This window comes from Winogradskyella poriferorum (genome assembly GCF_050618035.1).
GTDB classification, from domain to species: domain Bacteria; phylum Bacteroidota; class Bacteroidia; order Flavobacteriales; family Flavobacteriaceae; genus Winogradskyella; species Winogradskyella poriferorum_A.
The window spans coordinates 375,254-392,728 of record NZ_JBODPY010000002.1; the positions used below are offsets into that span (position 1 = coordinate 375,254).

The window sequence follows — 17,475 nt, forward strand, 5'->3', positions numbered from 1 at the left end:
TATTTTTCGATGTAACTGGCGCTGAGAAAGTTAAGTGGAAGCTATTAATAGTTTGCAAGTTCTATTAAGGCATTCTCCAATTTAGACTTGGCCAAATATTGATCTTCTAATTGGCTTGCAAAAGGAATAGGTGTATCCAAACTCATTACGCGCTTCACTGGTGCATCTAAAAACTCAAAGCATTCTTCCATAATCATGGCGCTAATATCACTACAAATACCTCCAAAAGATGAATCCTCTTGTAATAAAAGCACTTTGCCAGTACGTTTTACGGATGCTATAATTGCTTCTTTATCCAACGGATTTAAAGTTCTTAGATCTAATAAATCTATTGAAACATCCTTGTGCTTATCCATAAGCTCTAACGCCCAATGAACGCCTGCTCCGTAGGTGATTATACTAACGGTATCGCCTTCACTTAAACGACTCGCTTGACCAAAGGGTAATGTGTAGTAGTCTGTTGGTACCTCTTGACGTATACTTCTATAAAGTGCTTTATGCTCAAAAAATAGAACTGGATTAGGATCATTGATTGCTGTAGCCAAAAGTCCTTTGGCATCATAAGGAAAAGCAGGGTAAACTACCTTTAGACCAGGTGTTTTGGTGAACCAAGCCTCATTAGTTTGTGAGTGGAACGGTCCTGCACCAACTCCGGCACCACAAGGCATGCGAACAACTACATCGGCATGTTGTTGCCATCTGTAATGAGATTTTGCTAAATAATTAACGATAGGATTAAAACCAGAGGTCACAAAATCAGAAAATTGCATTTCAACGATAGCCTTCATACCTGCTATAGATAAGCCCATTCCTGCTTCTACAATTGCCGATTCACAAATGGGTGTATTACGAACACGTTCTTTTCCAAACTGATCTACGAATCCTTCGGTTATCTTAAAAACACCACCATACTCGGCTATATCTTGTCCCATAATAACAAGATTCTTGTGCTTTTCCATAGACTGTTTTAAGCTCTCAGATATGGCATCTACTAAACGTAGCTCTTTAGTCTTATTTCCGTGCTTATAGTCTTGATAATCAAAGTTTTTAAACACATCACCTAACTCTTCACTTTCATTGGGTATTATTGGTTCTTCGGCAAAAGCAGACTCTAAGGAACTATCTATATCTGCTTTTATTTCTTGATTGTATTTCTCGTCTATTTCTTGCGTTAAAATCTTCTTGCTAAATAAATAACTTCTGAAGTTTTCAATAGGATCTTTTGCTTCCCACTCCTCCATCAATTCCTTCGGAACATACTTTGTTCCACTTGCTTCCTCATGACCGCGTCTTCTGAATGTTTTAAATTCTATTAAAATTGGACGTGGCCGTTTCCTTATGCTTTCTGAAAGTTTTTTAACCTTCGTATACGTTTCAATGATATTGTTACCATCTAAAATAAAGGACTCTATCCCGTAACCCTTACCACGATCTGCCAGGTGCTTACATCTGTATTGCTCATTTGTTGGTGTTGAAAGACCATAACCGTTGTTCTCAATACAGAAAATGACAGGCAACTGCCAAACCGAAGCTACATTTAAAGCTTCATGAAAGTCTCCTTCACTCGTACCACCTTCACCAGTAAAAACTGCAGTAACCTGTCCATTTTTATTCAGTAAATTGGAAAGCGCTATACCGTCTGCAACACCTAATTGTGGACCAAGATGAGAAATCATACCAACGATATTATAATCTTGAGAACCAAAATGAAAAGACCGATCCCTACCTTTTGTGAAACCACTGGCTTTTCCTTGCCACTGACAGAATAGACGATGTAATGGAATTTGACGCGTTGTAAAGACACCTAGATTACGATGCATTGGTAATATATACTCACTTGGCTTTAATGCCATAGTCACACCTACAGCGATTGCTTCTTGCCCAATACCAGAAAACCATTTTGAAATTTTCCCTTGACGAAGCAAAATCAGCATTTTTTCCTCAATCAATCGAGGCCTCAACATATTGTAATACAACCGAAGAAGTGTCTTATCCGTTAAATCTCTTTTATCGTAACTGATATTGCTCTTGGAAATCGTGGGCATATATACGCATTTATGATTGTCTCAAATGTAAATAAATTTGATGCAACATCTAAAGAATATCCTTCGAATTGTCAATAAATCAGACTTAATAATTTGGCCTTATTTTCGTTAGATTTGTATATTTAATAAAATTTAAAATTTATTTAATGGATAGAATTCCCAGTGTAGATCTTAAGGATTTTGTTTCTAATGATCCTGATCGAAAACAAAAGTTCATTGCTGAAATTGGCAAAGCCTACGAAGAGATTGGCTTTGTAGCGCTAAAAGGCCATTTCTTAGACGACGAATTAGTGGATAGACTTTATTCTGAAGTTAAGAAATTCTTCAGCTTACCAGTTGACGTGAAAAGAGGCTATGAAATACCAGGAATTGGTGGCCAAAGAGGTTATGTATCTTTTGGTAAAGAAAGTGCTAAAGGTAAAAAAGAAGGAGATCTTAAAGAGTTTTGGCATTTTGGGCAGTATGTAGAAGATGATGAAGAGCGCAAAAAAGAATACCCAGACAATGTAACGGTAAGTGAGCTTCCAGAATTCAATAAAGTTGGTAAAGAGACTTATCAAATGCTCGAAAAAACAGCTAAATATGTATTGAGAGCACTTGCACTTCATTTGGATCTCGAAGAAAAATATTTCGATAATTATATCCACAATGGTAACTCTATTCTCAGACCAATCCACTATCCTCCTATTTTAGAAGAACCTAATAATGCCGTTAGAGCCGCAGCACATGGCGACATTAATCTTATCACATTATTAATGGGTGCACAAGGACGAGGATTACAAGTACAACGACACGATGGTGAATGGATTGATGCCATTGCAGAACCAGACGAACTTATGATAAATGTTGGTGACATGTTATCGCGTCATACCAATAACAAATTAAAATCTACAATACATCGAGTTGTAAATCCTCCACGTGAACTTTGGGGCACATCGCGTTATTCGATTCCCTTCTTTATGCATCCTATAAGTGAAATGAAATTAGATGTATTAGATAGTTGTGTTGATGAGGATAATCCAAAGCGGTATAATGATATTACTGCTGGTGAATTCTTAAATGAGCGCTTGGTAGAACTTGGCCTGATTAAAAAATAATATGGATTTAAGAGATCAGCTGCAACAACTCTTTCCTGATCATAAGCCCGAAGATGACAGCAAAGACGATAAAGTTGAGAGCGACATTTGGTTACAAGAGGAGCCCATACTTTGTAAATACGAAAAACGTAAAGGTAAACCAACAACGATTTTAGATGGTTACAATGGTGCAACGGAAGATTTTAAGAAATTAGCCAAAGAACTAAAATCAAAACTTAGTGTTGGTGGTAGTTTTAAAGATGATAAAATCATTATTCAAGGAGATTACAGAGATAAAATAATGGATATCCTTAAAGCAAAAGGATTTAAAGTTAAACGTGTAGGAGGTTAAAACATATGAAAAAATCATGTTTGCATATAACAAACGGAAATGTACTCACGGATTATTTACGTGAACTGGATTTTAAGGATGATATTCTCACTTGGCAAGAAATGCTATGTGAAGGCCCAACAATTCCAAAAATAGACTCCGATGAATTCTTTGAATTACGAGCAAACTTTTTGAGAGCTTACTACGATATTGAAGTAGATTCTAATGACCTTAAAAAAGAACTTTCCAAACTGGATAATGTTGATCAGTATGAGGAAATCAATTTATGGTTTGAATATGATCTTTTTTGTCATATTAATCTCATTGGCGTAATGAACTTATTACACCAAAAAGAAATTGATAAACCTATATATTTAATTTGTAGCGGTCGTGTTGAGGGTGAAAAGAATTTAAAAGGACTTGCAGAATTGAGTCCAGCGCAGATAGAACATCATTATAACAATAGGGTCTTATTAACCAAAGAAGACAAGGATTTAACTGTAGCTCTATGGCGCACTTATTGCGGTAAAGATCATAATATATTGAAGCCTTACATCGTTACAAAATCTAGTTTTAAATATATGAGCAATTGTCTTAAGGCACATTTAAAGCGTTTTCCACATCAAAAAAGTGGTCTTAGCGTACTTGAGGATAACATTCTAAGAATAATAAGAGATAACCAAATAAATTCAGAGCATCACTTATTAGGTTACAGTCTCAACTATCAAGGTTTTTATGGCTTTGGAGATCTTCAACTAAAAAGGATCATCGACAGACTTTCAATATTTTATGAGGTTACAGAAGATGGTATAAATCTAAACCGTAAAGGCCATGAAGCCTTGTTACGTAGATATAATTATGCCTCTGAAGTTAACAATGATATGAGCTATGGTGGTGTAAACCGTCTCGAATATCAATTCAGTGTAGATGAAAATAAGCTGATTAAAACAGTAATGCATGTCAATTAAAGACTCAGAACTCATATTGAATCCAGATGGCAGTGTTTACCATCTTAATCTTAAACCCGACGATATATCGGATACCATCATCTTTGTTGGTGACCAAGATCGGGTTGAACGCATTACAAAGTACTTTGATAGTATAGAGTTTAGCACTCAAAAACGCGAATTCAAAACACAAACTGGTTATTATAAGGATAGAAGAATAACCGTTATATCTACTGGTATTGGTCCAGATAATATAGATATTGTGCTTAATGAACTAGATGCTTTGGTAAACATAGATTTGAATACCAGAAAACCAAAAGTTAATCTAACAAGTTTAAATATCATTAGGATAGGTACTTCTGGATCTCTACAACCTGATATTCCTGTAGATTCATTTGTAATGAGTACACATGGTCTAGATTTAAATGGAATGCTCCACTTTTATCAAATTAGCGGAATCAGTAATCCTGAGATCGAAGATGCATTTATTGTTCATACCAATTGGGACATCAATAAGGCTAGGCCTATTATCATAAATAACAGTAAATACCTAGAGCGCTATTTTGAAAACACTAAAGTTCATAAAGGTATGACCGGAACAGCTGGTGGTTTTTATGGTCCTCAAGGTCGTGTTCTAAGACTACCTTTACATGATGAATCGTTAAATTCTAAGTTAGATAATTTTAATTACAAGGATTTTAGAATTACCAACTTTGAAATGGAGACTTCTGTTATTTATGGCTTATCTAAATTATTAGGACATGAGGCCTTATCTCTTAATGCCATTATCGCCAACCGAGCAACAGGTGACTTCAGTAAAAATCCAAAGGACACTGTTGAAAAATTAATTCTTTTTGCTTTAGAGCGTATTGTGAATATCTAGTTATGATCAAAGTAAATATTGGTGGTGTCCCAGAGCACTTTAATCTTGCATGGTATCTAACCCTTAAAAATGGAGAATACAAAAAGGAAGGTATTAATCTAAGATGGCACGACTATTATGGTGGTACTGGTGCTATGTGCAAAGGATTAAGGTCTGAAGAAATTGATATTGCAGTAATTCTTACTGAAGGCATTATTAAAGACATTATAGCAGGTAATCCATCTAAAATTGTTCAGACTTTTGTGAGCACACCATTAATTTGGGGCATTCATGTAAGCAGTAAATCTAGTTATCAAACAATAGATGAAATAAAAGGAACCAAAGCCGCTATAAGTAGATATGGGTCCGGATCACACCTAATGGCTTACATTAACGCAGAGCAAAACAACTGGGATTTAGATAATGACTTAAATTTTGAGGTCATAAAAAACCTCGATGGTGCTGTTGAGGGTTTAACAAATGGCGTTGCAGATTATTTTATGTGGGAAAAATTTACAACGAAACCTTTAGTGGATGATGGTACATTTAGACGGGTTGGAGATTGTCCATCGCCTTGGCCTTGTTTTGTGATTGCTGTAAGAGAAGAATTTATTGAGAATAATTATGGTGAACTCCAAACCATTTTAAATATCATAAATAACACAACTATGGACTTTAAATCTATTCCAAGCATAGACAAAACAATTGCGAATCGTTACGACCAAAAACTTGAAGATGTACAAGATTGGTTGTCCATAACAGAGTGGTCTCAGTCCGTTATTGATGAAAAAACAGTGGAAAATGTGCAACAAAAACTGCGAAATTTGGAAATTATACCAAGAAAAGCGAAATATTCAGAATTGATAACAATTTTATGATAATACCCTAATAAAATCACTCTTATTTTACGATATTTTCAATTATTTCCGTTTAAATGCATGATAAATTCGACGAAATACACAAAATATGTCGGTTTTTTAGGTGACAATTAGCTAATACTTGGGTCTAAAATGTGTATATATGGATTATTTATCTATATTTGACCAGTCCAATCTAAGCTATAAACCGTTAAAACAGAATAATATGCTATTAACAATTACTCTGATTTTAAGTTTCGGGATTGCGATAAATTTCTTGCTTTTATTTTTTAGTTGTAACAAGACTAAAACAAATTCAAGAAATAAAAAGCCGCAAATCATTAGAAACGAAAAACCTACTTTAGTGACCACTCAACTCCAGACAGGCCAGCTTGCTGCAACAGGGAGTTAGTTTTACTAAAATGCTTGTTACCAAACCAGTAGCCTCTATTTGCACTTAATGGAGACGGATGACCCGTTTCTAAAATGAAGTGTTTTTGATGGTCTATGAGTTTCTTTTTCTTTTTGGCATAACCGCCCCACAAGAGAAAAACGATATTATCCTTCTTATCATTTAGAAGTTTAATCACGTGATCTGTAAATTGTTCCCAACCTTGTCGTTGGTGACTTCTAGCGTTATGAGCCCTTACAGTTAAGGTAGCATTTAATAATAAAACGCCTTGATCTGCCCATGCCATTAGATTTCCACTTTTGGGATAAGCATTGTTTACATCGTTTTCTAATTCTATTAAAATATTCCGAAGAGATGGTGGATGCGAAATACCGTCCTTAACAGAAAAACACAGACCATTGGCTTGATTTGGGCCATGATAGGGATCTTGACCAATAATCACAACTTTCGTTTTGTCAAAAGGACAATGATTAAATGCATTAAAAATATCCTTCCCCTTTGGATAACAGGTGTGATTTGAGTATTCGTACTTAACGAAATTTACCAAGTTTTGAAAATAGGGTTTTTCAAATTCTTCGATTAAATGATTTTTCCAAGAATTCTCAATATCGACGTCCATCTGTTTTTTTGCTAAAAATACACATATACAGTAATAGAAGCAATTAGGCTTATCTCTCCTTTTCACTTAAATTTGCATTTTTAATTCAAACCTATAGATGATAAAAATTCACGAAAAGACCTTAAAGGACCTTGAGTTCGATTTGGTTTTGGAGCAAATTAAAGAATATGCCATTACCCCTTTGGGTAAAGAGGCTGTTCTATCTGTGCTTCCAATTGAGGTTGAAGCACAGCTTCTTCGTGAATTAGATTATGTTAATGAATATCTATCCTCCTTTGAGAATGATAATAGAATACCTAATCATGGATTTGATTCTATAAGTAAAGAATTAAAACTCCTTACTATTGAAAATACGTATTTAGAGGTCCCAAGTTTACAAAAACTGGTAAGTATATCCTTGACGGTTAATAGCATTGTGAAGTTTCTCGACAAGTTTAAAGATTATTACACCAAACTTGGTCAGTACAGTCAACACATTGAGATAACCACAGGAATTATTGATCAGGTTGATGCTGTGGTAGACAGATTTGGAGATATTAAAGACGACGCCTCTCCTCAATTATCTGAATTACGTCGTGAAATAAACAAGTTAAAGAGTAAAATAAACAGTAGTTTTTCTTCAGCTTTAAACAGATATCATGGTCTAGATTATCTAGATGATATTAGAGAATCTGTTGTAGAAAACAGACGTGTTCTGGCCGTAAAAGCTATGTACCGACGTAAGGTAAAAGGTGCTATAATGGGCGGAAGCAAAACCGGTAGTATCGTCTACATCGAGCCAGAAACAACTTTACAATATACAAGAGAGCTTAATAACTTGTTGTATGAAGAAAAGGAAGAAGTCATTAAGATATTAAAGGAGCTCACAGATTATATAAGGCTGTTTTTGCCACTACTTAATGACTACCAAGCATTCTTAATAAAGATTGATCTCATTTCGGCTAAGGCTAAATATGCAAGAAGCCTTAACGCTATATTACCAGAAATAGTTGATAATCGTGAAGTTGAATTAATAGATGCATACCACCCACTACTCTACTTAACCAACAAGGAAAAGGGAATAAAGACCTTCCCTCAATCAATTAGCCTTAATGAAAGCAACAGAATAATTGTAATATCAGGCCCTAATGCTGGAGGTAAAAGTATTACACTAAAGACTGTTGGTCTATTGCAAACTATGTTGCAAAGTGCCATTCTTATTCCTGTGCATGAGCGCAGTAAAGTTTGTCTATTTGAGCGAATCATAAGCGATATTGGTGATAACCAATCAATAGAAAACCATCTAAGTACTTACAGTTATCGCCTTAAACAAATGAATTACTTTCTTAAAAAGTGTAATTCAAAAACCTTATTCTTAATTGATGAATTTGGAACAGGTAGTGATCCCGAATTAGGCGGTGCCTTAGCAGAAACTTTTTTAGAAGTCTTTTATGATCGTAAGGCTTATGGCATAATAACCACTCACTATTCTAATTTGAAGCTCTTAGCTAACGAGCTTCCGCACATGCAAAATGCGAATATGCTTTTTAATGAAAAAAGCTTAGAGCCGATGTTTAAGCTGGTAACAGGACAAGCAGGTAGCTCTTTCACCTTTGAGGTTGCTCAAAAAAATGGGATTCCTTATAGTTTAATAAATAAGTCTAAAAAGAAGATTGAACGTGGTAAGGTGAGGTTTGATGCGACCATTGCCAAACTGCAAAAGGAACGCAGTAAGTTAGAGCGCACAGAACGTTCTCTCAAAGAAAATGAGAAGAAGAAGCTCTCAGAGGCTGAAAAGCTTGAGAAAACAAATGCTAAGATTCAAAGAAAATTAGAAAGCTTTCAAGAACTATACGATAGTAACCAAAGGCTTATTTATTTAGGACAGAAAGTCAATGACTTAGCTGAGAAGTATTTTGATAATAAACGTAAACGTGAGCTGATGTCAGAACTATTTAGACTTGTTCAGATTGAAAATGCGAAGCGTAAAAAAATCTCAGCAAAGCAAAAGCGGGCAGAGAAAGCTAAAGAAAAGCAAATCAAAGAAGAAGCTAATAAAAAAGTAGAAGCTATTCGAAAAAAGAAAAAGGCTCAAAAGAAAAAAGTGGAAATTGTAGAACCACCAAAGCCTATTTTAAAAGTTGGTAATCGTGTTCGTATGCACGATGGAAAAGCTGTGGGTACCATTGATGAAATTGAAAAAGGAAAAGCCACAGTAAACTATGGCTTATTCACAACAAACGTAAGTCTTGATCTTTTAGAATTGGTTAATGCAAAATAACTTGGATTTAACGCAATTTTTATATACGCTTTAGGAATAATATAGATTTCTGTTATTGTTAAAAACAAAAAAAGCGGTAGAATGAACCACCGCTTTTAGAATTGCTAGCAATATTAGTTACAATCCGCTGCAACATCTCGTATCTCACTTTGAGTATGTACCATATTGTCTAAAACAGTAGTACCTCGAAGCGTAACCTCAATGTAATCTGACCCAATTTCAGTTATCGTTCCTCTAAAATTGGTAACTCTAAATTGAGTTGCTATTTCGTTCCCAGAAAGATTTCCAACATATGCATTATTGTTTGCTGGGTCCATCTGATTTGCAAATATTCTAAACCGTTTTACAAAAGGTACTTTAACATTCGAATAAGTCTGGTAAGCATCATAGACCAAAGATGCACTTCCAGAAGGAACAGTGACAGTACGGAGAGAAAAGTATGAGTTTGTTTCTTCAGAACCCATCTCTTCAAATTGAGATTGTGAAGAAGTTACTTCTTGGGAGAAGTTATAAGAAGCTGTAGCTTCAGCATTAGTCGTTACAGTTCCTCCAAAGAAATTAGCTTCTGCTTCTACGCCAACAGTAACAGAGCTACCGAACTCTTCTCTAGAACTAATTGAAATGGACTCTTCCCATCCAACTGTTCGTGAAGTAGTAACCTCTTGTTCTATACCTACTTCTTGAGATAAATTTCCATTACCACAGTTTAATAACGTGCTATTAAAGCCAAATGAAGTATCCACTGATGGTAAAATCGGATTTAAAAATTTCGTATCAAGTTCTTGAAAATCCCATTGAACGTCTAAAGCCAATATTCTAAAATATTGAATCTCATATTGCTCGAGTGGGTAGGCTATCCAATATAATAAACCATCACCATTTGGTCTTCGTCTTAAAGGCTCATTTGTACTATAACGTCTTATAGTGTATAAACCATTGTCCTCTCTTTTTATTTTAAATTTATAATCATCACCAAGAGTGTTATTTTGTATACCATCAGGATGAATCGCACTACCATTTTGTCTAAAAGTAAATTGCTCATTACTAATCTGTAAATACCTATTAGTTTGCTTACTCCAAATAGAAAACACATTCTCCTCATTTGGATATTTATAAAAATAGTATTGGTGGTTTGACCATGTAGCTTTAAATTCTGAATAATCTTCAAATAACAATGTACTTGTCGTTACAGCACCAGCAGGTTTTTCTACTGCATTTGTGCCATAATTACCATTAGCGTCAACAGTTTGTAAAAAATGTGGCATTTCTAGCTTAAACGCTAATTCTACATTGTTATACTCTAACTGGTTTCCATCGATATGGACATCGTTACCGTTTTCTTCTAAAGTCAAAATACTATAAGATTCTGAAATAATTTCTGAGTCATTCTCATCGAGTATAGAAACATTTAATGGCACTCCATTTCTTAATTCATCCTCTGCATCTGTAGATAGATCTTCTACACTGAGTGAATATTGCACAATATTAGTAAATGGATCTATTGCAAGTTCTCGATCATAATTCCCTGTTGTTGCATCAAAATCCAAAATTGCCTTTACAGGGTTATACCCTTTCTTTATCAAACCTCTAACATCTATACTTATTCCGATATCTCCTCGATAATTGTCGAGTTCATCTTCCGTGATACCACTTAATTCGACTATTTCGCCATCACCAGTTCCAGGATTTGTTTCATCATCTTCACTACATCCTAATAAGACAAATAGTAAAGCACACATTGTAATACGTTGTAAATTTTTAATAACTGTTTTCATAATACTTAAATTTTTGCGAATTGTTTCTGAGTCAAAATTAGACGTGTGTAGGTGTCAAATCTAAATTACAGTATGGACAAACTATGGACTAGCCACGAAAATGAGGGGTTTTAAAGCATAGAATTACTTAAAATCGAATGATTAACAAATTAATTTATTTACCTGTATATCAATACTTTATGATGTTTATGTTTTTTAAGAAGGTATGGACAAAGTATAGACTGGCCCTGTTTTTAAGTTTCCAACCCCATATATATGTGTTATACGCAGTAATAAATTGTCTAATTTTATTTTGTTATAAATCAAACCAGGTATTATGAATTACAAATCATGTTTAACACTGCTATTATTTCTTGCTTCCATTCCTGTATTGTCACAGAGCATTGAGAAAAAAATAGACAGCTTAATTAACATAATAGAAAACACAAAGGTTGATTCAATTCAAGCCAATTCCTATTTACAGCTTTCAAATCTTACGATGTATAACGATCAAGAAAAGACCAACGCATACCTCAAAAAAGCTGAACTTTTATATTCCAATTCAGAAAATAAAAGAGGCTTGGCTAAATTATATGCTCAAAAGGCAAACTATTTCTATGGCTTAGGACAGATAGATTCTGCCATGTCCAATCTAAATAATTCTGTAGATAAATATCTTCAACTTCAAGACACACTTCGAGCCGCAGTAATAAGACATAACATAGGCATTACAGAACATTACCAGGGAAATGCCGATAAAGCCAAAGCTATAATGGAAATGAATATTCCTGTTTTTAAGAAATATAAGGATACGCTACATCTTTGTAATGCCTATCTTATTAATGGTAAAATTGCCATGACAGAGGGCTACTTTAAAATTGGATTAATAGAAAGCAATAAAGCACTTGAAGGTCATAAAGCATTGGGTGATAATTTTAGAATTGCAGACGATTTATTACAAATTGGTAGACTGTACAATTTAACAGAAGATAATACTAAGGCTATTGAAACCTATAAAGAAAGTATATCCTATTATGACAAAGTCAATAATATTAAAAATAAAGCCCAGGCTTTAAATTTTATGGCTTATTCTCAAATTAATCTGGGTAATTACGAAGATGCAGAGAAAAATCTCAAAGCGTCTTTAGAACTTTCAGAAAAACTAAAATACAAACCAAATATTGCTAGAATATATAAGAACTTAGGAAGTCTTGAGTATAAAAGACAAAACTACAACCAGTCCATTAGCCATCTCAAAAAAGGGTATGAGTTATGGAAATCTATAGGATCCTTAGCAAATGAAGCAACAACACTTCAACATTTAGGCAAATCATACCACAAGAAAAACGAATATGCCAAAGCCATTGAGTGTTATGATCAGAGTATCAACATTTCAAAGAAAATAAAATTACCAAACGTATTAAGAGCCACTTATTTAGATAGGTCACTGGCACTAGAAAAAATGAACCTTTATAATGACGCACTATTAAACTATAAGGAAAGCGAGAAAATCAATGATTCTATTTACAATATCGAAAAAATAAAGGCTGTCGAAGAACTAAAGACCATTTACGATACTGAAAAGAAAGAAGCACAAATATCTTTACAGAATGAGGAAATTAAAACTCTAAATGTGCAAGCAGAAAATGATAAGCTCACAAAACTCTTATATGGTGGTGGTGCTGTTGCAGGCTTATTAACTTCGGGATTACTACTTTTTGGCTTTCGTCAGCGCATTAAGAAGAACAAGATTGAGCGTGAAAAGCAAGAAGAAATCTATAAACAAGAAATTGCATTTAAAAAGAAAGAACTCGCCTCACAGACCTTGCATTTAGTTCAAAAAAATACATTTATTCAAGAGCTTAAGGAAAACCTTGAAAAAATTAAAAAATCACCTGAACTCTTGAAGGTTGAATTTAGACGATTGGTGATGCTTCTTAAAAAAGAAAGCGCTGAAGACAAAGATTGGGAAGTCTTTAAATCCTACTTTTCAGAGGTTCATAATAATTTTGACCAAAAGATTAAAGCTTTGGCTACTGATATTACTGAAAAGGAAATTAGGCTAGCGTCTTTTTTACGAATGAATTTAACTACGAAAGAAATCGCTTCCATGCTTAATGTCTTACCAGACAGTGTACTTAAATCTAAATATCGCTTAAAGAAGAAACTAGATATTGATAAGGATATGGATTTAACGCAATTTTTAAATACGCTATAAGGATATGACGTAACTTTGCAAGGTGATAGCATCAATTCCAAAATCCAAGCAACTTATTCTTTTTGATGGTGTTTGCAACCTCTGCAACAGCAGTGTGCTATATGTTATAAAAAACGATACTAAAAATCAATTTCTGTTTGCACCACTACAGAGCGAAATAGGTCAAGAAATTATTAATGCCTTTAATATAGACGTTCTACAGACCGATTCTATATTGTTGTTTGATCCGAAAGCACATCGCATATATAGCAAATCAACGGCAGCACTTCGCATTGCAAAGCAATTAAAATTCCCAAACACGCTAATGTCTATTTTCTTTATAGTACCTACTGGTATACGTAATTGGATATATGATTTCATTGCAAGAAATCGCTATAAGTGGTTTGGTAAGAAAGACGCTTGTATGATTCCAACACCAGAGCTTCAAGCTAAATTTATGGCGTAAAAAAGCCTTTTAGGACGAATACTAAAAGGCTTTTTTAAATTAACAACTTACTTAAAACTATTGAATCTAAACAAAATTTCAAAAAATGTTGAATGAGGGAATCAACATTATGATTAATAGCACATTTGTTTTGATGACTCAAAAATAAGCCAAGACTCAAGGTTGTTTGAAAAAAACTCGTTGTACCGTAAGAACTTCTGATAAAAAAAATAAAAACGCAAAAATCTTCTATGAGCGACCACTTTTACGAATTCAAAGTGATGTTTCACTCAATATGGGTTTTCAATCTTATGAATGCGCAATAAATTAGATTTAAGCTTTTTTAGTAATGGTTTTAAGCTTAGTAATTAATCAAACCTCAAAGCAAGAATATGTTAGTTCAACCCTAATTTCAGTTAATTAGGAAGAAGTTGAATTCTAATTGGAGACAAGTCTAACCTGCAATTAGTATCATTGATGATGATAGACCGAAACTCTAGCTTTGGGGTTTTTTATTGCTATTTTAAACTCTTAAGAATAAAGTCTAGATTAGGATCGGTATTATCATTATTGATATAGGCATCCGTAAAATACTTTGGTGCAATAGCAAGTCCAAGTGCTTGCAGCTTATTAATGGTTGCTATATACTCCTGACTTACCTTTCCTGTTAAAAGCACACCTAAATCCTCGCCAGCTTTTGCGTATTTATAGACGTTTCTAATACCGCGTAAATACAAATGGTCTTTGGTAAACCCTCCTCCTCTATGCACACGCAATGTTATGGCAAAGGCTTTATCTCTATTGAGTTTATGCTGACTATGTAAGAGATGAAAGGTATCAGAAAAACTATATCCTTTATGAAGACTATCTACGGCAATTACTCTAAAAGCAAGCTCCTTTAAACGTTCTATAGTTAGGCAACCACTCATAAACTCAGAATAAACAGCTAATCCTTCTTGTGTTTCTACATTATTAGGGAAACCATTAGAAAATACTTTAAGCGGTTGTTCTAATCCGTTAAAGGTAGTTACCATATGCACACCAATTTCATGATTAGCAAGTACCTTTAATTGGTTAAGACTGTACTTATGACTTTTTCGCAGTACTAAGGTTTGGGTATTATTAAGGACCATTGCTGCCGCAGAAAGATTATTAGAAATCTTTATGTTGTACTTAAAATCATAACGCTTAGAAAATTCATCAAAATAATCACGTGCTTCTGTGGCATTGTACATTGGTAACATCTCCTCATTAAAATCAGAATCATCAAAACGCAAAATAAAGGTTGCATTTTCAATGTCTTTTTCCGTTGGTGTACCGAAGCTCTTTAAACTATTAAAATAGAATTTTCTACCCTGACCAATGGTCTCTATACACTCAATTAAGCCGGAGTATTCATAAATGATATCCTCATATAATTGACGGATAGCATCATCTTCAATTCGCTCAAGCCGTTGTGAAAAGAAAAGGCGATGTAATTTGTAACCATTAAAACGGATCTTAGGATATTTAAACTGAGGCTCATAATTGTATTTTGCCGAATAGAACTTTTTCTTTTCCGAAGCAATATTTAAAGGATTGATATAATTGAGCAATTCGATGTTTTTGACTAATCGATTAAGATTAGCGTCGATATCAAATAAATCCTGAAATTCTTCGGTTGTTGTTATCCTTGGCATTAATCCTTAAATGTATTGTAAAATTGCTCTGCGTGTTTCGGAATAAGTGTTCTCAATTGTTCTTCGACAGAAGCCACAACTTCAGGATAATTGATCTGATTAATCTCATCGCAATACACCTTCGCAATTTCAGTCGCCAAAACTAAGGTATTTTTAAAAGTATTGGTAATGAATCTCAAGAAATATCCGTTACCATAGAAGGTATTATTTATAGCTGCCGTTTGTTTTATTTGGTGTGGCAGAACAATCTGGGAGAGCATCTCACGCCAAGATTCAATTTGCGCACCAAAACGGTCATTATCTACATTGGATGTGCCAAGATTCCATGTTGGCACTTCCCTATCCCAACGTTGCCAATTATAACTATGCATATCGTAAACAATACAAATCCCAAATTTGGATTCGATTTTTGTTATTAATGCTTTTACAACTTTATAGAAGTTGGCATGCTTTTCTAGACTTTTGTTCTTCTCCGATTCTTCTAATGGTGATTTCCAAAGTTGTTTGCCCCAAGCTGTTTCAAAAACAGCATCTTCAGGAAAACGATTAAGATCATACTCAAATCTCGAATCACAACCTGCAATTAAAATAGGGTGCGAAATGACCATATTCTTAGTTTCAGGATCTTCTTCATACCAACGTTCATATTCGGTGTGCAGACAATTGTCCCAAAGTGATTTTCTAAATTGATGCCCATCGTGTACTGCGCCGCAAACATATGGCACATACGCTTCTAATTTTAAAGTAAATGAATAATCGTCAGCTACGGCATGAAACTGTTCTTCTGCCTCAATTTTAGCAATGATAGCCTCTACGGAAAGTCTTTCCATTATAATGTTTTAAATAAGCGTTCGAGTGATTTTAGCAGGTTACGTTCATTGATATTAAATTTACCATCTGCAAAGAATAGGGTCTTTATATCAGCCAATAAGAGTTCAATATCATCTTTATCATAATTATGTTGCCTAAGGCTTGTCATTATTTTTTGAATCCCTTGGTAGTCATTATCACTATTAAACTCATTATGAATCTCTTGAAAGGTATTCATATCTACCTTAGAGATAATGACATTACGTTCCTTATTATCCTCTTTAAAATCGGAATTGGCAGCAAACAATAAGATGTAAGCCACAAGTTCATCACGTGTCCAGTCAATTGTTTTCATTCTTTATTTATTAAAGTCCCATATTCGGTCCATGAGCCATCATAAACTGCTATGTCATCGTAATCACAAAGTTTTGCACCTAGTGCCAATATGCAAGCTGTAATACCAGAGCCACAGCTAAAGACTAATCGTTTTTCCGCTTTTACTAATGTATTAAAGAAAGTTGAAAGTTCATTAACTGGTTTCAATTTATTATCATGGAGTAATTCTGTATAAGGCAAACTCCTCGAACCAGGTATATGGCCGCGTCTCAACCCTTTTCGAGGTTCATCAACTAAGCTTAAAAAACGGTCTTTTGATCTCGCATCCAAAATGACCACCTCTGGTTTACTAATACATTCTTGTATACCTGAGAAATCAACAATACAATTAGGTCTATAGTAGGCTTTAAAATTCCCTCTTTTTACTGAAGATTGATCTAATATGGAAACAGGATAATTGCGCTCTAACCATTCCGGAAGACCTCCATCTAAAACCGCAACATGTTTATGGCCAAAAGCCTTTAACAACCACCATGCTCTTGCAGAAGAATAGATACCTTTTTCGTCATATACAACAATAAATGACGATTGATTTATACCGAGTAACTGGGCTTGTTCTTCAAATTGAGTGGCTTTGGGTAAGGTACTAGGAAATGTAGCGTTTAAATCACTAAACTGTCCTTTGATATCAAAAAATCTAGCACCAGAAATACTTTCCGAATCCTCGTTGATTATTTTACTAATTGTAGCATCTAGAACAATTAAATTATCATGATTAAGATGCTCAAGCAACCAATCTACAGTAACTAATTCAGGAATAGATGTAATCGGCTTGCTCATGGCGT

At 34.3% G+C, this 17,475-nt stretch carries 15 protein-coding genes; 8 read left to right on the plus strand and 7 right to left on the minus strand.

Translation table 11 applies throughout. From position 1 onward, the window contains the following. Nucleotides 1-44 precede the first annotated feature (44 nt). Nucleotides 45-2,045 (minus strand): alpha-ketoacid dehydrogenase subunit alpha/beta, encoded by a 2,001-nt coding sequence (locus ACRHOC_RS06510; RefSeq protein WP_431157779.1) that lies wholly within the window; start codon nucleotides 2,043-2,045, stop codon nucleotides 45-47. A 146-nt stretch (nucleotides 2,046-2,191) separates the two neighbouring features. On the opposite strand from ACRHOC_RS06510, the gene ACRHOC_RS06515 reads away from it, so the two are divergent. The 5 genes from ACRHOC_RS06515 to ACRHOC_RS06535 are packed head-to-tail and all read left to right on the plus strand — an operon-like array spanning nucleotide 2,192 to nucleotide 6,139. Beyond that, the gene (locus ACRHOC_RS06515) at nucleotides 2,192-3,142 is read left to right on the plus strand and encodes an isopenicillin N synthase family dioxygenase (protein ID WP_431157780.1); all 951 of its coding nucleotides are present in this window, start codon (nucleotides 2,192-2,194) and stop codon (nucleotides 3,140-3,142) included. A 1-nt stretch (nucleotide 3,143) separates the two neighbouring features. Beyond that, nucleotides 3,144-3,473 (plus strand): translation initiation factor, encoded by a 330-nt coding sequence (locus ACRHOC_RS06520; protein WP_431157781.1) that lies wholly within the window; start codon nucleotides 3,144-3,146, stop codon nucleotides 3,471-3,473. A 5-nt stretch (nucleotides 3,474-3,478) separates the two neighbouring features. Next, the gene (locus ACRHOC_RS06525) at nucleotides 3,479-4,420 is read left to right on the plus strand and encodes a DUF1835 domain-containing protein (RefSeq protein WP_431157782.1); all 942 of its coding nucleotides are present in this window, start codon (nucleotides 3,479-3,481) and stop codon (nucleotides 4,418-4,420) included. Next, complete coding sequence (locus tag ACRHOC_RS06530) at nucleotides 4,410-5,282, plus strand: nucleoside phosphorylase (protein ID WP_431157783.1); 873 nt, start codon at nucleotides 4,410-4,412, stop codon at nucleotides 5,280-5,282. Before ACRHOC_RS06525 ends, ACRHOC_RS06530 begins: the two co-directional genes overlap by 11 nt. Before the next feature lie 2 nt (nucleotides 5,283-5,284). Then, nucleotides 5,285-6,139, plus strand: coding sequence for a substrate-binding domain-containing protein (locus ACRHOC_RS06535; protein WP_431157784.1), 855 nt, complete (start codon nucleotides 5,285-5,287; stop codon nucleotides 6,137-6,139). 335 nt (nucleotides 6,140-6,474) lie between these two features. Here the strand turns inward: ACRHOC_RS06535 and ACRHOC_RS06540 are convergent, their stop codons facing one another. Beyond that, nucleotides 6,475-7,149, minus strand: a complete 675-nt coding sequence (locus tag ACRHOC_RS06540; RefSeq protein WP_431157785.1) for a uracil-DNA glycosylase — start codon at nucleotides 7,147-7,149, stop codon at nucleotides 6,475-6,477. Between the two features lie 97 nt (nucleotides 7,150-7,246). Between ACRHOC_RS06540 and ACRHOC_RS06545 the strand changes: the two genes are divergently transcribed. Further along, the gene (locus ACRHOC_RS06545; protein ID WP_431157786.1) at nucleotides 7,247-9,409 is read left to right on the plus strand and encodes an endonuclease MutS2; all 2,163 of its coding nucleotides are present in this window, start codon (nucleotides 7,247-7,249) and stop codon (nucleotides 9,407-9,409) included. Nucleotides 9,410-9,522: 113 nt separating this feature from the next. Here ACRHOC_RS06545 and ACRHOC_RS06550 read toward each other — a convergent pair whose 3' ends face one another. Next, nucleotides 9,523-11,184, minus strand: coding sequence for a hypothetical protein (locus ACRHOC_RS06550; RefSeq protein WP_431157787.1), 1,662 nt, complete (start codon nucleotides 11,182-11,184; stop codon nucleotides 9,523-9,525). A 316-nt stretch (nucleotides 11,185-11,500) separates the two neighbouring features. On the opposite strand from ACRHOC_RS06550, the gene ACRHOC_RS06555 reads away from it, so the two are divergent. Then, entirely contained in the window at nucleotides 11,501-13,381 is a 1,881-nt protein-coding gene (locus ACRHOC_RS06555) for a tetratricopeptide repeat protein (protein WP_431157788.1), read from the plus strand. A 22-nt stretch (nucleotides 13,382-13,403) separates the two neighbouring features. Further along, nucleotides 13,404-13,826 carry a thiol-disulfide oxidoreductase DCC family protein gene (locus tag ACRHOC_RS06560; RefSeq protein WP_431157789.1) on the plus strand — a complete coding sequence of 141 codons (423 nt, stop codon included), beginning with the start codon at nucleotides 13,404-13,406 and terminating at the stop codon, nucleotides 13,824-13,826. Nucleotides 13,827-14,323: 497 nt separating this feature from the next. Here the strand turns inward: ACRHOC_RS06560 and ACRHOC_RS06565 are convergent, their stop codons facing one another. From ACRHOC_RS06565 to ACRHOC_RS06580, 4 genes are read right to left on the minus strand one after another with little or no spacing between them, the layout of a single operon-like run. After that, nucleotides 14,324-15,484, minus strand: coding sequence for a flavohemoglobin expression-modulating QEGLA motif protein (locus tag ACRHOC_RS06565; RefSeq protein ID WP_431157790.1), 1,161 nt, complete (start codon nucleotides 15,482-15,484; stop codon nucleotides 14,324-14,326). After that, nucleotides 15,484-16,314 carry an N-formylglutamate amidohydrolase gene (locus tag ACRHOC_RS06570; protein WP_431157791.1) on the minus strand — a complete coding sequence of 277 codons (831 nt, stop codon included), beginning with the start codon at nucleotides 16,312-16,314 and terminating at the stop codon, nucleotides 15,484-15,486. Before ACRHOC_RS06570 ends, ACRHOC_RS06565 begins: the two co-directional genes overlap by 1 nt. Continuing rightward, on the minus strand, nucleotides 16,314-16,649 hold the full coding sequence (locus ACRHOC_RS06575) for a hypothetical protein (protein ID WP_431157792.1): 336 nt from the start codon (nucleotides 16,647-16,649) through the stop codon (nucleotides 16,314-16,316). Before ACRHOC_RS06575 ends, ACRHOC_RS06570 begins: the two co-directional genes overlap by 1 nt. After that, the gene (locus ACRHOC_RS06580) at nucleotides 16,646-17,470 is read right to left on the minus strand and encodes a sulfurtransferase (protein ID WP_431157793.1); all 825 of its coding nucleotides are present in this window, start codon (nucleotides 17,468-17,470) and stop codon (nucleotides 16,646-16,648) included. The genes ACRHOC_RS06575 and ACRHOC_RS06580 overlap by 4 nt, the downstream gene beginning before the upstream one ends. Nucleotides 17,471-17,475 lie beyond the last annotated feature (5 nt).

What these genes read in the sequence shown, in the direction of transcription:
- ACRHOC_RS06535 (WP_431157784.1), top strand. Translation starts at nt 5,285, where the DNA reads ATGATCAAAGTAAATATTGGTGGTGTCCCAGAGCACTTTAATCTTGCA.
- ACRHOC_RS06510 (WP_431157779.1), bottom strand. Translation starts at nt 2,045, where the DNA reads ATGCCCACGATTTCCAAGAGCAATATCAGTTACGATAAAAGAGATTTA.
- ACRHOC_RS06555 (WP_431157788.1), top strand. Translation starts at nt 11,501, where the DNA reads ATGAATTACAAATCATGTTTAACACTGCTATTATTTCTTGCTTCCATT.
- ACRHOC_RS06515 (WP_431157780.1), top strand. Translation starts at nt 2,192, where the DNA reads ATGGATAGAATTCCCAGTGTAGATCTTAAGGATTTTGTTTCTAATGAT.
- ACRHOC_RS06530 (WP_431157783.1), top strand. Translation starts at nt 4,410, where the DNA reads ATGTCAATTAAAGACTCAGAACTCATATTGAATCCAGATGGCAGTGTT.
- ACRHOC_RS06550 (WP_431157787.1), bottom strand. Translation starts at nt 11,184, where the DNA reads ATGAAAACAGTTATTAAAAATTTACAACGTATTACAATGTGTGCTTTA.
- ACRHOC_RS06575 (WP_431157792.1), bottom strand. Translation starts at nt 16,649, where the DNA reads ATGAAAACAATTGACTGGACACGTGATGAACTTGTGGCTTACATCTTA.
- ACRHOC_RS06570 (WP_431157791.1), bottom strand. Translation starts at nt 16,314, where the DNA reads ATGGAAAGACTTTCCGTAGAGGCTATCATTGCTAAAATTGAGGCAGAA.
- ACRHOC_RS06525 (WP_431157782.1), top strand. Translation starts at nt 3,479, where the DNA reads ATGAAAAAATCATGTTTGCATATAACAAACGGAAATGTACTCACGGAT.
- ACRHOC_RS06565 (WP_431157790.1), bottom strand. Translation starts at nt 15,484, where the DNA reads ATGCCAAGGATAACAACAACCGAAGAATTTCAGGATTTATTTGATATC.
- ACRHOC_RS06540 (WP_431157785.1), bottom strand. Translation starts at nt 7,149, where the DNA reads ATGGACGTCGATATTGAGAATTCTTGGAAAAATCATTTAATCGAAGAA.
- ACRHOC_RS06520 (WP_431157781.1), top strand. Translation starts at nt 3,144, where the DNA reads ATGGATTTAAGAGATCAGCTGCAACAACTCTTTCCTGATCATAAGCCC.
- ACRHOC_RS06580 (WP_431157793.1), bottom strand. Translation starts at nt 17,470, where the DNA reads ATGAGCAAGCCGATTACATCTATTCCTGAATTAGTTACTGTAGATTGG.
- ACRHOC_RS06545 (WP_431157786.1), top strand. Translation starts at nt 7,247, where the DNA reads ATGATAAAAATTCACGAAAAGACCTTAAAGGACCTTGAGTTCGATTTG.